The organism is Acidaminococcus massiliensis, assembly GCF_900095825.1.
GTDB classification, from domain to species: domain Bacteria; phylum Bacillota; class Negativicutes; order Acidaminococcales; family Acidaminococcaceae; genus Acidaminococcus; species Acidaminococcus massiliensis.
In genome coordinates this window covers 1,741,861-1,754,256 of the sequence record NZ_LT608315.1, presented here as the reverse complement: position 1 = coordinate 1,754,256, position 12,396 = coordinate 1,741,861, and the positions used below count along the sequence as shown (strand labels likewise).

General features: G+C 58.1%; 16 protein-coding genes. 1 reads left to right on the top strand and 15 read right to left on the bottom strand.

All coding sequences use genetic code 11. The annotated features are described in order from the left end of the window. Position 1 precedes the first annotated feature (1 nt). Genes argR through BQ2657_RS08435 form a run of 12 tightly spaced genes read right to left on the bottom strand, consistent with a single transcriptional unit; the run spans position 2 to position 9,203 of the window. The gene (gene argR / locus BQ2657_RS08490) at positions 2-457 is read right to left on the bottom strand and encodes an arginine repressor (RefSeq protein WP_075580231.1); all 456 of its coding nucleotides are present in this window, start codon (positions 455-457) and stop codon (positions 2-4) included. A 15-nt stretch (positions 458-472) separates the two neighbouring features. Beyond that, the gene (locus BQ2657_RS08485; RefSeq protein ID WP_075581041.1) at positions 473-1,351 is read right to left on the bottom strand and encodes an NAD(+)/NADH kinase; all 879 of its coding nucleotides are present in this window, start codon (positions 1,349-1,351) and stop codon (positions 473-475) included. Positions 1,352-1,370: 19 nt separating this feature from the next. Continuing rightward, on the bottom strand, positions 1,371-2,174 hold the full coding sequence (locus tag BQ2657_RS08480) for a TlyA family RNA methyltransferase (RefSeq protein ID WP_075580230.1): 804 nt from the start codon (positions 2,172-2,174) through the stop codon (positions 1,371-1,373). Beyond that, a complete protein-coding gene (gene dxs / locus BQ2657_RS08475) occupies positions 2,171-4,054 on the bottom strand; it encodes a 1-deoxy-D-xylulose-5-phosphate synthase (RefSeq protein ID WP_075580229.1) in 1,884 nt (627 codons plus the stop codon). The genes BQ2657_RS08480 and dxs overlap by 4 nt, the downstream gene beginning before the upstream one ends. A gap of 24 nt (positions 4,055-4,078) precedes the next feature. Continuing rightward, the gene (locus BQ2657_RS08470) at positions 4,079-4,954 is read right to left on the bottom strand and encodes a polyprenyl synthetase family protein (protein WP_075580228.1); all 876 of its coding nucleotides are present in this window, start codon (positions 4,952-4,954) and stop codon (positions 4,079-4,081) included. Then, complete coding sequence (gene xseB, locus BQ2657_RS08465; RefSeq protein ID WP_232709048.1) at positions 4,954-5,202, bottom strand: exodeoxyribonuclease VII small subunit; 249 nt, start codon at positions 5,200-5,202, stop codon at positions 4,954-4,956. The genes BQ2657_RS08470 and xseB overlap by 1 nt, the downstream gene beginning before the upstream one ends. Beyond that, positions 5,199-6,413 carry an exodeoxyribonuclease VII large subunit gene (xseA, locus tag BQ2657_RS08460; RefSeq protein WP_075580227.1) on the bottom strand — a complete coding sequence of 405 codons (1,215 nt, stop codon included), beginning with the start codon at positions 6,411-6,413 and terminating at the stop codon, positions 5,199-5,201. The genes xseB and xseA overlap by 4 nt, the downstream gene beginning before the upstream one ends. Then, entirely contained in the window at positions 6,410-7,369 is a 960-nt protein-coding gene (locus BQ2657_RS08455) for a Kae1-like domain-containing protein (protein WP_075580226.1), read from the bottom strand. The genes xseA and BQ2657_RS08455 overlap by 4 nt, the downstream gene beginning before the upstream one ends. Continuing rightward, a complete protein-coding gene (nusB, locus tag BQ2657_RS08450) occupies positions 7,359-7,778 on the bottom strand; it encodes a transcription antitermination factor NusB (RefSeq protein ID WP_075580225.1) in 420 nt (139 codons plus the stop codon). The genes BQ2657_RS08455 and nusB overlap by 11 nt, the downstream gene beginning before the upstream one ends. A gap of 17 nt (positions 7,779-7,795) precedes the next feature. Then, positions 7,796-8,020: a DUF2273 domain-containing protein gene (locus BQ2657_RS08445; RefSeq protein ID WP_075580224.1), complete on the bottom strand. Its 225-nt coding sequence runs from the start codon at positions 8,018-8,020 to the stop codon at positions 7,796-7,798. Between the two features lie 14 nt (positions 8,021-8,034). Continuing rightward, positions 8,035-8,556, bottom strand: coding sequence for an alkaline shock response membrane anchor protein AmaP (amaP, locus tag BQ2657_RS08440; RefSeq protein WP_075580223.1), 522 nt, complete (start codon positions 8,554-8,556; stop codon positions 8,035-8,037). Next, positions 8,553-9,203 carry an Asp23/Gls24 family envelope stress response protein gene (locus BQ2657_RS08435; RefSeq protein ID WP_232709047.1) on the bottom strand — a complete coding sequence of 217 codons (651 nt, stop codon included), beginning with the start codon at positions 9,201-9,203 and terminating at the stop codon, positions 8,553-8,555. The genes amaP and BQ2657_RS08435 overlap by 4 nt, the downstream gene beginning before the upstream one ends. A gap of 150 nt (positions 9,204-9,353) precedes the next feature. On the opposite strand from BQ2657_RS08435, the gene BQ2657_RS08430 reads away from it, so the two are divergent. Then, a complete protein-coding gene (locus BQ2657_RS08430) occupies positions 9,354-10,493 on the top strand; it encodes a hypothetical protein (RefSeq protein ID WP_232709046.1) in 1,140 nt (379 codons plus the stop codon). 97 nt (positions 10,494-10,590) lie between these two features. Here the strand turns inward: BQ2657_RS08430 and BQ2657_RS08425 are convergent, their stop codons facing one another. Genes BQ2657_RS08425 through BQ2657_RS08415 form a run of 3 tightly spaced genes read right to left on the bottom strand, consistent with a single transcriptional unit; the run spans position 10,591 to position 12,395 of the window. Next, on the bottom strand, positions 10,591-11,064 hold the full coding sequence (locus BQ2657_RS08425) for a hypothetical protein (RefSeq protein ID WP_075580222.1): 474 nt from the start codon (positions 11,062-11,064) through the stop codon (positions 10,591-10,593). A gap of 21 nt (positions 11,065-11,085) precedes the next feature. After that, the gene (locus tag BQ2657_RS08420; protein WP_075580221.1) at positions 11,086-11,598 is read right to left on the bottom strand and encodes a hypothetical protein; all 513 of its coding nucleotides are present in this window, start codon (positions 11,596-11,598) and stop codon (positions 11,086-11,088) included. A gap of 17 nt (positions 11,599-11,615) precedes the next feature. Further along, positions 11,616-12,395, bottom strand: a complete 780-nt coding sequence (locus BQ2657_RS08415; RefSeq protein ID WP_075580220.1) for a right-handed parallel beta-helix repeat-containing protein — start codon at positions 12,393-12,395, stop codon at positions 11,616-11,618. Between the last annotated feature and the right edge of the window lies 1 nt (position 12,396).

The window sequence follows — 12,396 nt, the reverse complement described above, 5'->3', positions numbered from 1 at the left end:
GTCAGCGTCCTTTCTTGGCCATCAAGCGGCCTTTCACGGTTTCCACATGTTCCTTGCTGTCTACGATCAGCAGCACCGTATCATCCCCTCCTACGGTCCCCAGCAGCTCCTTCCAGTTCAGGTGGTCCAGGGCATAGGCCACCGCCTGGGCCGTCCCGGGCAAGGTATGGAGGACGATCAGGTTCTCGGCGGAACTGATGGTCAGGGTATAGCCCCGGAGGGTGTCTTCCAGCCGTTCCACCGTGAGGATCTTGCTGTTCTCCGAAGGGAAGGAATACTTGTACCGGCCGTCCTCATCGGGGATCTTGATCAGCATCATTTCCTTGATGTCCCGGGAAACCGTAGCCTGGGTCACATTGAAGCCGGCTTTCTTCAGGGCCTCGGCCAGGTCGCTCTGGGTCTCGATCTGCTGTTCTTTGATGATATTCTTGATGGCTTCCTGCCTGGATAGTTTCATGCTTTTCTCAGCCTCCTATAGAATGGTCTGACCTTCGTTCTTCAGCATCCTGTCCTGCCAGGTCGTATAGTAGGACAAAGGATTGATGCGCACGAACCGGGCATCATTGGGAGATTTTTCAATCAGCGCCCGCTGGTTCCAGGCCAGATTGCTCACCGTCATCCCATCTGCTGAAATCAAGATCGTTTCATAAGGAGGACGGGGGGTGATCTCAATGGGATGTTCCATGGGGATCACCAGGGGTCTGGCATGGAGGGCATGGGGACAGATGGGGGTGATGATGCTCACCTGCAGGCTGGGGTGCACCACCGGCCCTCCTGCAGAAAGGGAATAGGCGGTGGAACCAGTGGCCGTGGCAATGATCAGCCCATCGGAAGGTGCGTTGGCCGTCGGTTCTCCCGCCACTTTTAGGCTCAGCCGGGTGAGCCGGGACCGGTCGCTGCTCTCCAGCACCATATCATTCAGGGCATGGGCCTTGCAGGTCATTTTTTCCCCCTGCCAGACCGTCAGCTGGAGCATATTCCGTTTTTCCAGGGTATAGGCTCCCTTTTTCACTTTCAGCAAAGTAGGAAACAGATCCTTGGCTTCCACTTCCGTCAAAAAGCCCAGTTTCCCCATGTTGACCCCCAGGAGAGGGATATTGAGAGGCGTCACGTACCGGGCCGCCCGCAGGATGGTCCCGTCCCCGCCTAAAGTCAGGGCCAGGGACAACTGGCTGAGGCTGGCAGGGTCTTCCTGGTCGTATCCAGGGACACCGAAAGAGCCGGCGATCTCCTGGGGAAAAACCAAAGGGATTTCTTCTTCCCGGCAAAATTCCACCAGTCTGGGCAGCCAGGCCCGTACCTTTTCCTTGGGCAGATTGGGAAACACCCCGATCTGCAGTTCCTTTTCCATGCTGATTCCCCCCATGCCCTTATTTTTCCAGGGTTTCATGGGATGCGGCGACCACTTCCCGGATCCGTTCCGGGCTCACTGCATCCTCTCCCTGTTTTCCCATATAAAAGAGATATTCGATATTCCCTTCCGGACCCCGGATGGGTGAAAAATCAAGCCCCAGGGGGACGAACCCCAATTCCCGGGCCTGACCGATGACTTTCTCTATCACTTCCAGATGGACCGCCGGATCCCGGACCACGCCTTTTTTCCCCACTTTTTCCCGCCCCGCCTCGAATTGGGGCTTGATCAGAGCGATGCCGAAGCCGTCGGGCTTCAAGATCTTGTAGGCACTGGGCAGCACTTTGTCCAGGAAAATGAAAGCCACATCGATGGTGAAGCAATCCACCAATTCCCCCAGGGAATCGGCTTCCAGGAAACGGACATTGGTCCGTTCCAGGTTCACCACCCGGGGATCCTGCCGGAGTTTCCAGGCCAGCTGCCCGTAGCCCACATCGATGGCATAGACCTTGCTGGCCCCGTGCTGGAGGGCACAGTCCGTAAAACCGCCGGTAGAAGCCCCTAGGTCTGCCACCACCTTCCCTTCCAGAGAAATGGGGAACACTTTCAGGGATTTGTCCAGTTTATAGCCTCCCCGGCTCACAAAGGGCATCTTTTTCCCCAAGAGGGTAATCTTAGCATCGGGCTTCACCATGGTGCCGGGCTTGTCGATCTTTTGGTCGTTCACCAGCACCTCCCCGGCCATGATCACCGCCTGGGCCTTGCTCCGGGATTCAAAAAATCCCTGTTCTGTCAAAAACACATCCAAACGTTCTTTTTTCATAGTTCCTCTTTCCAAGCTGCCAGGATGGTCCCTGCCGCCCCTTCCGGATCCAGTTTCAGATCCTGGAGCAGCCGTTCCCGTTTCCCATGGGGCACGTACAGATCCGGGATGCCCAGGTTCAGCACCCGGCATTCCCGGAGCCGATGGAGCCGGTTCAGGAGATCCAGCACCCCTTCCCCGAATCCTCCGGCCAAAGAATTTTCCTCCAGGGTCACCAGCAGTTTCACCTGATGGCTGGCTGCTTCCAAGGCTTCTTGATCCAAAGGCTTGATGAACCGGGCATTGACCACTCCTGCGGAAATCCCCTCTTTGGCCAGCAGGTCCGCCACTTTACAGGCCGTATCCACCATGGTCCCTACCGCCCACAGATCGATCTGGTTCCCTTCCCGGAGGCGCCGGCTCTTCCCCAAGGGCAGGGTATGGAGCATCGGATCCAGCGGGACACCCAGGCCGGAACCCCGGGGATAGCGGAGCATGGAAGGCCCCTCATATTCCAGGGAGGTCTTCAGCATATGCCGCAGTTCGTTCTCGTCTCCCGGTGCCATGACCACCATATTGGGCATCAGCCGCAGGAAAGAAAGGTCGTAGGCCCCGTGATGGGTGCTGCCGTCGTCCCCCACCAGGCCAGCCCGGTCCAGGCAGAGGGTAAAGGGCAGGTTCTGCATGGCCACGTCATGGAGCAGCTGGTCGAAGGCCCGCTGGGCGAAAGTAGAATAGAGTGCCACCAGGGGATGGTAGCCGTTGGCCGCCAATCCGGCCCCCATGGTCACCGCATGCTGTTCCGCGATCCCTACATCAAAGAACCGGTCCGGATAATATTTGCCGAACACATCCAACCCGGTCCCTTCCGGCATGGCGGCGGTGATGGCCACCACTTTTCGGTTCTTCTCTCCCAGTTCCACCAGGGCATCGCTGAACACCTTGGTATAAGTGGCCGGAGCTTTGGGGTTGCTGAACTTTTTCCCTGTGGGAATGTCGAAAGGACCCGTCCCGTGGAAAGCATTGGGCCGTTCCTCCGCCGGTTTGTATCCCTTCCCCTTGGTGGTGAGCACATGGATGAAGACCGGTTCATTGAGCTGTTTGGCTTTTTCAAAGGTCTCCATCAGGGCATCCAAGTCGTGGCCGTCCACCGGGCCCAGATACTTGAAGCCGAAATCCTCGAAGAGCATCCCGGGCACAAAGAAATACTTGAAGCTGTCCTTCAACCGTCCCACCGCCCGGGCCACGCTGCTGCCGATGGAAGGCAGGCTTTTCAGGAAGCCTTCCACCTCCGTCTTCACCCGGGAATAAGTGGGATCCGTCCGGAGTTCCGTCAGATAGGAAGAAAGGGCCCCCACATTCTTGGAAATGGACATTTCATTATCGTTAAGGACCACGATCAGCTTCTTGTGGAGATCCCCTGCGTTGTTCAGCCCTTCCATGGCTTCCCCGCCCGTAAGGGCTCCGTCTCCGATGACGGCGATCACATTGTAGTCATCCCCGGCCAGATCCCGGGCACAGGCGATACCCAGGGCCGCCGAGATGGAAGTGCTGGAATGGCCGGTGCCGAAACAGTCATACTCGCTTTCCGACCGTTTGGGAAACCCGCACAGGCCTCCGTACTGCCGCAGGGTTGGGAACTCTGCCTGCCGTCCGGTGAGGAGCTTGTGGACATAGGACTGGTGTCCTACATCCCAGACGATTTTGTCCCTGGGCATGGAAAATACCTTGTGCAGGGCCACGGTCAGTTCCACCACCCCCAGATTGGGAGCCAGATGGCCGCCGTTTTTGCTGGTCACTGCCAGGATCTCCTCTCGGATTTCCCGGCAGAGTTCCGGCAGCTGTTCATTGGGTATTTTTTTCAGGTCTGACGGGGCATGTATGGTTGGTAAGATTTTCATAAAGGTCCGTCCTCCCTGGCTGCGTTATTTTTTCCGATTATAGAGATAGCGGGTGATTTCCACCAGCGGTTCTGCCTTTTCTCCCAGAGGGGCCAAGGTCTCTTCCGCCTCTTTCAGGGTCTGGGCCGCCATTTCCTTGGCTTTTTCCAGGCCAAAGAGAGACACATAGGTGGATTTATGGAGTTTTTCATCACTGTGGGCCGGTTTGCCCATGACTTTGGCATCCCCTTCCACGTCCAGGATGTCATCGGTAATCTGGAAGGCCAGCCCGAACAGGGAGGCGAAATGGGTCATGGTCCGGAGGGTATCCGGATCAGCTCCGCCCAGCATAGCCCCGCCCCGGACGGCAGCCACGAACATGGCTCCCGTCTTGGCTTCATGGAGCTTCTTCATCTGTTCCAGGGTCAGCTGCTGGTTTTCTGAAGTGATATCCAGGGCCTGGCCGCCTACCATTCCAGTGGGGCCGGCACATTTGGCCACCAGCCGGACCACATCCAGAAGGACCTGGGGATCCACCCCCCGCTGTTCCAGCATCACTTCAAAAGCCTGGGTCAGGAGGCCGTCTCCCGCCAAGAGAGCCATGGCGTCCCCGAATACTTTATGGTTGGTCAGCCGTCCCCTGCGGTAATCATCGTTGTCCATGGAAGGCAGATCATCATGGATCAGGGAATAGGTGTGGATCATCTCCAGACCCGCTGCCACTGCCACGAAATCCGTCCCGTTGGCTCCCACTGCATCGGCTGCTGCCATGAGCAGGATGGGCCGGAGACGCTTGCCACCGGCTGCCACAGAATACATCATCGCCTGGTCCACGGTGGAGATGCTCCCCACTCCCAGACGGACCTGCAGATATCCATTGACCAGAGCCCCCCGGCTCCGCAAATAACTTCTAAGCTCCATTATTCCTTCTCCTCCGGAAACAGAGCCAGACTGAATGTATCCTGGCTGGTTTCCACGATTTTTTTCACGTCCTGCTGGACTTTCTTCAGCTGGGCTGCACAGTTCTTGCTCAGCTCCATGCCTTCTTTATACAGAGCCACCGTCTCGTCCAGGGACAGTTCCCCGCCTTCCAGCTGCTCTACAATGGTTTCCAGCCTTTTCAGGCCCTCTTCAAAAGAAACCGTTTCTGCTTTTTTCCTAGGCATCATTCTATTCCTTCCTTGACTGTTTCCACCCGGGAAGCCACTGCCCCCTGGGCAAAACGGGTCACCAGGGCATCACCAGGAGCCAGCTCCGACACTTGCCGGACCGCCTTTCCCTGGCTGTTTTCCGTTATGGTATATCCCCGCCGGAGTACCGCGTAAGGGTCCAGGGCCTGCAGTTTGGCCGTCAATAGGTCCACCTTCTGCTGCCGCCCTTCCAGGGCCCGGGTGCCTGCCTGTTCCAGTTTCTGGCTCAGGCTGTCCAGGGTCTGGCCGGCGTTTTCCCACAGCCGCTCCGGATGGGTGAACACCCATTCTGCCTGGAGCTGCTGCAAGGTCTGGACCCGTTCCTGGATCCGGCCGTCGGCAGCCCGTTCCAGCCGCCGCACCAGTTTTCCCAACAGTTCCCGGTCCCCGCTCCGTTCCGGCACGGCCAGTTCCGCCGCTGCAGAAGGGGTCGGGGCCCGGAGGTCCGCAGCAAAATCACTGAGGGTGAAATCGATTTCATGGCCCACGGCGGAGATCACCGGGATCTCTGAAGCTGCAACGGCCCGAACCACCCGTTCATCATTGAAGGCCCACAGGTCTTCCATAGAGCCCCCGCCCCGGCCTACGATCAGTACATCCGCCAATTTGTGCCGGTTGAAGAACTGGATGCCATGGACGATTTCCGGCGGGGCCTCGGTCCCCTGTACTTTCACCGGGAACAGCAGGAGCTTCACCCCTGGGTCCCGGCGTCCGGCTACATTGATGATATCCCGGACTGCCGCCCCCGCTGAAGAAGTGACGATGCCCACCGTCCGAGGATAGGCGGGCAGGGGTTTCTTCCGGTTTTCGTCGAACAGGCCCTCCGCCGCCAGTTTTTCCTTCAGTTGCTCATAGGCGATCATCAGGTTTCCAGCGCCCAGGGGCATCATCATATCCACATAGAACTGGTAGACCCCGTCCCGTTCATATAGGTCGATCCGGCCCACTCCCAGCACCTGGTCCCCATTTTTGGGAAGCTGCTTCAGGCGGCGGGCCGCCCCGGCGAACATCACCGCCTTCAGCAGGGTCTTGCCGTCTTTTAAATTGAAATAACAATGGCCGGAAGGATACTGGCGGAAATTGGAGACTTCCCCCTGGATCTGGAGATTGGCAAATTCCGGTTCCTGCCGGAACAGCCCCTTCACGATCTTTGTCACTTCCGAAACCGTATAGATTTTTCCTGTGATCATCGTCCCTCCTGCTTTTCCCGGAGCACCGCCGCCCAGGCATTGCCCACGGCTCCATCCACACTGTACCGGGGATCCGGGACCCACAAGGAGATTCCCTCTCGGGCCAGGGCCGTTTCCACACACCGGCGGATTTCCTGATTGGCACTGACGCCGCCCACCAGAAGGACCTGCTGGAGACCTTCCTCCCGGCAGATGGCCTGGAGCACCCGCCCCAATCCCTGGCCGATGGCCTGTTCCACTCCCAGAGCCAGGCTGGCCGGATCTGCTCCGGCTTCCGCGGCCCGCAGGGCTTTGGTACAAGGGCCGGAAAGAGAGAGGTTCCCGCCTTCGGTCCAGACTTTCAATGGATAGGGAGTTTCCGCTTCTCCAGCCAATCTTTCCAGATGAGGCCCCGCCGGGAAGGGCAGCCCCAGGGCCACCCCCACCCGGTCGATGAACTGTCCTGCATGGAGATCGATGCTGCTGCCCCGGGGTTCCAGGGAAAATTCTCCGTCTGCCTGCCGTTCACACAGGAGCAGGTCCGTGGTCCCCCCGGAAATATGGGTCAAAAGGAACCGGTCCGGGGCCGTTTTCCCCACGGACCAGAGACCGGCATACATATGGTTGTGCTGATGGGTGAGCCGGTGCACGGGAACCCCCAGCAACTTTCCCAGGCTCCGGGCCATACCCAGCCCCACCAGAAAGGCGGGCATATAGGAATCCTCCCGGGGACGGGGCTGGGCGCTGACGCCGATGGCCGCCACCTTCCGTCCGGAAAGATCCAGGGCTTCCAAGAGATCCGGCAGGTTCCGGGTATGCTGGTAGACCATTTCCGACTGGGCCAGACCCCGGTGCCCTGGTTTCACTTTCAAGAGCCGCCGCTGATCGGCCAGCAGGTTCCCTTCCCGGTCCAGCAGGGCTGCGGAAGTGGTATAGCAGCTGGTATCCAGCCCCAGCACCGCTTCCTCAGCGGTCATGCTGCTTCACCAGGCTCCCCAGCAGGCCGTTGATGAAAGCAGGGGATTCATCTCCCCCATAGATCTTGGCCAGTTCCACCCCTTCATTGATGGCCACCGCCGGAGGCACCGGTTCCGGGCTGTAGAACATTTCCCAGGCGGCGATCCGCAGCAGGTTCCGGTCGATGCCGTTCATCCGCTTCAGGGTCCATTTAGCGTCCAGACCGTCCAGTTCCCCATCCAGGGCTTCCTGATGCTCCCGGACTCCGTTCACCAATGCCAGGGCATAGGCCAGATCTTTTTTCCGGGTATCCTGGATATCCTCTTCTTCCGCCATGGTCCGGACTGTTTCTTCCGGAGACTGTTCCGGAGAGAATTCCAGGGCAAACAGGCTTCTCAATGCAATGGTACGTGCTTCTCTTCTGCTCATATGGTTGTTAAACTCCTTTATTTATGGTACGGAGGCAGCAGGTTGTCCAGCAGATCCACCAGATCTTCCCCTGCATCCATTTTATAGCCGATATAGAATCCCAGACCGATGCAGAACAGCAGGAACACCGCCTGGAAAAAGCCCAGGAGGAGGAACAGGATGCCCACCACCAGGCCCACCGAAGCGCCGATGATCCGCCAACGGCTGGTTTCAAACAATTTACGCAAAATTTCCTGCCACATGGTCCATCCTCCATCTATTCCTTCGCCTTGATATGCTTAAAATAGACTGCCACATCGGCCACATCCACGCCGATGACGTTCATGATGTTTTTCTTCACCGTCCGTTTCACCTCATCGGTGGTATCCGGAATGTTGATCCCCGGTTCGATGGAAGCATTGATCCGGACACTGAGCTGATTGTCTTTCAGCAGCTTCACCCGGCACTTGGAACCGAAGACCCCATACACATCATTGGTGAATCCGGAAATATAATCTTCCATGGCCCGCTGGCTCACATGGATCTTCCCTTCCCGTTCGTTCTCGAAGGTCAGGTCGTTGCTGCCGCCCCGGCTCCAGCTGGCAAACAGCAGTCGCAGGCTCACCAGGAAGATGATCACCCCGCCGATGGTGTATTCCCAACGGCCGGGGACCCGGGCGGCGAATTCCGTCAGATCATGGACAGGGATGCCGTTGACGCTGACAATGACGATCAGCACGGCCACGGCTGCCATGATGCAGGTGTACATGGTCAAGATGATCCGATCGAATATGCTCATTTTTCTCCCCCTGCTGCTTCCTGGAGGGCTGCTCCAGGCACTGGTTCCTCCGATCCTTCCCCAGGTGCATCTCCGGTTCCGGCGGGTCCTTCTGCTTCCCTGCTTTCCAGAGGAGCTCCAGTCGAGGCATCTTCCGGCGATCCTGAGGGTTCCTCAGGCGGTGCTGCCGGGCTGGCCGTTTCTCCAGGTTCTCCGGCTGCTCCTTCTTCCCATTTTTTCACCAATTCTTCTGTATCGTCCTTCTCGCTGAACGCTTTTTCTTTTTTCTTCTTGACCCCTTCCACATGGACATCCACCCCGGTGACTTCGTAGCCGGTCATGTTCTCCACGGCTTCCTTGACTTTTTCCTGGAGTTTGATGGCCACATCGGGGATATTGAAGCCATAGGTGATGATCACATGGACTTCCACCCGCACCGTATGGCCTTCCGTATAGACCTTGATGCCCTTAGAGAAGTTCTGTTTCCCCAGCATGTCCGTAAGACCTTCCCGGATCCCCCCGCTCATGCCATAGACTCCGTTCACCTCGGAAGCTGCCAGCCCGGCCACAATGCTCAGGACCTCGTCAGCCACCTTGATGGCACCCATATCGTCCGCATCGGGACTGTTTTCCAACTGCGCCTGCTGTTTTTCTTGTTCGTCGTTCATAGGCTGTCTCCTCAAACGCAACTTTATACAATTTAATCAGTATATTATACCATATACAGGAAAAAGTGGGTAGGGCAGGGCTCTGCACTCTGCGCTCTTCACTCTTCACTTTATATATAGTATGATATAAGAAACGACAGAAAGCAGGTGATGGCCATGCCTTTCCCCTTCTGGTTCTTTTTGCTGTTCTGCCTGGCCCTGCCCGGGGCCTTGGGAGAAGGTGCCCCCGTAGACCCTTCCCAGGCTGACCCTCCCGAACAGGAAGAAAAACGGAAAGCCCCCTGGCTGGAGCTCCACGGGGACTACCGGTATCTCTACGGCAAAGGCCGGTTTGCCGCCCGGATCCCCGCCAACCTGAAAAAAAGCCGCTGGCCCCGGACGGACCAGGATGTATTCCTGCTCCAGCGGCGGCTGCGGCTGTTCCCGGTGGTCCACACCAGCCAGGAGACCCAGCTGAAATTCATGATCGAAGACAAACGGAACGACAAGGACCACACCCAGGACCACCATCCCTCCCTCTCTCGTGCTTATCTCCAGCACGAAAATGACCACACCAAATGGGAGCTGGGCCGGTTCAACCTGTATCTCATGGATGGGAACGTGATCGACAAACGGGTGGACGGGATCCGCACCAGCTTTGGGAAAAAGACGGACCCCGCCGGACGGACCACTTTGTTTGCGGGCCAGACCACCGGAGACGACAACCTCCATCGGAAAACCGGCTGGTTCGTCCAGACCGAAAAACAGCTGGGGAAACTGAACCTCCGGTCCGCCTTCCTGGATTTCCGCACCCGCCAAGATCAGCCTGCCAGCCTGCCCGCCCTCCAGGCTTTTGGTCTGGAACCGGGATCCAGCGGCAAAGGCTTCGACCGGCAGCAGATTTGGACCACTCGTTTGGAATACCAGCCCCGGGACCGATGGCTCTTCGACCTGGAACTGCTTGGCTCCAGAGGGACCCACGGCCAGGACGGATACCGGGAACGGAAAGCCGGCTTTGTGGCTGCAGTGACCTATGGAGAACTGGATGAACGGAAGGGCGGCACCTGGGAAACCTGGCTCCGGTACTACCACCAGCCCCAGTCCAGCATCCTGTACCACACCATGGACGGGGATACAGGGTTCTTCCAGCGCCAGGGATTCCAAGGCTGGGGCGTCCGGATGGACTATGTGGTGTTCCCCGGCCTGGTCTGGGCCATAGAAGGGTTCCGGCTCCAGAACAGAAAAGCAGGACCCTTCACTCGGGATTTCCGGGAGTGGGTCCTGGGGACCAGTGTGACAGCGTATTTTTAAAGGGCTGACCAGGGCCATTTTTTCATGGGGCAGGCCCCGTTCCTCTTCAAATTTGTCCAGTCGGCGGGGGAAATCTTTGTTCTTCCCTTTGTACGCTTCACTCTTCCCGCACCACCAGGCTCCCGTCTTTTCCGCTGATCTGGAAGATTTTCCGGTGATACCCTTTCCGGTCCCAATAGGACAGGGCAGTAGCCCGGGCCGTCCCTTCCAGGGCCATGGGGTAATTGTACCGGGTGCCCGGTTCCAGATTTCCCAGGGGTTCGTCGGTTTCCACCTGCCAGGTCACCTGGCCGCTGTCGCTGACCTCCGATACCTGGAGGGTGAGCAGGTGCACATCCTCCAAGGGCTCTCTGGGAACCACTGCCAGCATGGTTTCTCCGAATTCGCCGGGCTGGGTCAGGAAAAATTCCACGCTCCCTTTGCCCCACTGGGCCGGGGACTGGAGGGTGTCCCGTCCCTGTACGGAGCCATCTCCTACCCTGCCGGAAGCCCCAACCATCCCGGGATTTCCCGCGAGAAAGGCCATGAGACACAGACAGGCCATTTGTCTCCAGATATGCTTTCCTTCCATAGCGTCTCCTTTCGGCAGTCTTTACCCAAACCCCTCTTTTCTGCCCACATGGATTTCGTAGCTGTCCAGGAGCATATGGATATTGTGGGAGGGAGGGCCCTCCAGCCAGCTTTCCCGATGTTCCGGGGAAATGGTGAACCAGACCGGAGATTTCGGACAGCTCATCAGCAGCCCTTCCAGCCAGTCCTGAGGGATTTTCTCCATTTTTCCCTTTCCACCCTGGACCTCATGACCCTGGAGGATTCCCTCCTCCAGAGCCACAGCCAGGATTTCCACCTGTCCGTCCCCATCCATCTCCGTCACGGCAAACTGTACCGGTCCCTTCCGGTTTTGGACCAGATCCCACTGGGACCGGCAGGCCAGAGCGATCCGGAGCTGGCTCCTGACTTCGTGGTTGGAAAGGACCGGGGGTTCATAGACGCTTCCGGGTCCGTCCAGCATATAGGGTTCCCTGCAGGCCTGGCCGGGAATGGCAGTCCCCAACAGGAGAAGTGCCAAGACGAAAGCAGTGGTTTTTTTAGCCGGTCCATCCATGGTTATGCTTCCTTTCCCTATTCTGCACTGCCCCCTGTCACGGACAGATCCTCCATCTTCCCGTAAACATTGTGGAAGGTGCAGTCCCTCAGTTCCAGCCGGGAATGGGCCAGGGCGAAGAGAGGCAGGTTGGTGCTGGTATCTTTGAAAACGGTCCGCACAATCTCCAGGTCCCGGCAGCCCACAGCGTCCACCAGGCCGTAAGTACAGTTCCGGATCACACTGTCACTGAGGGTGATGTTCTCGCTATTCCGGGCTTCGTACCCGTAGGTCCCGCAACCGTACAGGTCCAGATGTTCCAGGCTGACGTTTTTCACACTATCCAGGTTCAGTACGGCCCCGCTGCAGTAGCCTTTTTTCAGGAAATGGCCGATCCGGAGATGGGCCAACCGCAGATTTTCACAGTTCCGGAAATGCAGCACCGGGGTATAAGGGTCTTCGGTGACGATTTCCGCGGTGATCTCCCCGGTATCCTGTCCCCGGATGGTCAGATCCTGGAACCCGGCCAGTGCCAGTTCGTCATAGGTCAGGTACAGGCCCGACGGACTTACGGGATTCCAGGGAAATCTGTGGATCACCTGGTCCCCAAAGGGACCGGACAGCCATGCGGACAGGTTGTAGCGGCCCGGTGCCAGGATGATCTCCCGATGGTCCCCTAGGGCCTCCATCATTTCCTGTACATTGCGGACCATCACCGTTTTCCGGGGGGCAGCAAAGGCCCCGGCCGTCAGCCCTAAAACAAGGACCAGATGCAGCAGCAGAGACCGCACCAGGGGTTGTTTCCATAGGTTTTTCATA

Coding starts and splice junctions, on each gene's coding strand:
- argR (WP_075580231.1), bottom strand. CDS start 457: ATGAAACTATCCAGGCAGGAAGCCATCAAGAATATCATCAAAGAACAG.
- BQ2657_RS08485 (WP_075581041.1), bottom strand. CDS start 1,351: ATGGAAAAGGAACTGCAGATCGGGGTGTTTCCCAATCTGCCCAAGGAA.
- BQ2657_RS08480 (WP_075580230.1), bottom strand. CDS start 2,174: ATGAAAAAAGAACGTTTGGATGTGTTTTTGACAGAACAGGGATTTTTT.
- dxs (WP_075580229.1), bottom strand. CDS start 4,054: ATGAAAATCTTACCAACCATACATGCCCCGTCAGACCTGAAAAAAATA.
- BQ2657_RS08470 (WP_075580228.1), bottom strand. CDS start 4,954: ATGGAGCTTAGAAGTTATTTGCGGAGCCGGGGGGCTCTGGTCAATGGA.
- xseB (WP_232709048.1), bottom strand. CDS start 5,202: ATGATGCCTAGGAAAAAAGCAGAAACGGTTTCTTTTGAAGAGGGCCTG.
- xseA (WP_075580227.1), bottom strand. CDS start 6,413: ATGATCACAGGAAAAATCTATACGGTTTCGGAAGTGACAAAGATCGTG.
- BQ2657_RS08455 (WP_075580226.1), bottom strand. CDS start 7,369: ATGACCGCTGAGGAAGCGGTGCTGGGGCTGGATACCAGCTGCTATACC.
- nusB (WP_075580225.1), bottom strand. CDS start 7,778: ATGAGCAGAAGAGAAGCACGTACCATTGCATTGAGAAGCCTGTTTGCC.
- BQ2657_RS08445 (WP_075580224.1), bottom strand. CDS start 8,020: ATGTGGCAGGAAATTTTGCGTAAATTGTTTGAAACCAGCCGTTGGCGG.
- amaP (WP_075580223.1), bottom strand. CDS start 8,556: ATGAGCATATTCGATCGGATCATCTTGACCATGTACACCTGCATCATG.
- BQ2657_RS08435 (WP_232709047.1), bottom strand. CDS start 9,203: ATGAACGACGAACAAGAAAAACAGCAGGCGCAGTTGGAAAACAGTCCC.
- BQ2657_RS08430 (WP_232709046.1), top strand. CDS start 9,354: ATGGCCATGCCTTTCCCCTTCTGGTTCTTTTTGCTGTTCTGCCTGGCC.
- BQ2657_RS08425 (WP_075580222.1), bottom strand. CDS start 11,064: ATGGAAGGAAAGCATATCTGGAGACAAATGGCCTGTCTGTGTCTCATG.
- BQ2657_RS08420 (WP_075580221.1), bottom strand. CDS start 11,598: ATGGATGGACCGGCTAAAAAAACCACTGCTTTCGTCTTGGCACTTCTC.
- BQ2657_RS08415 (WP_075580220.1), bottom strand. CDS start 12,395: ATGAAAAACCTATGGAAACAACCCCTGGTGCGGTCTCTGCTGCTGCAT.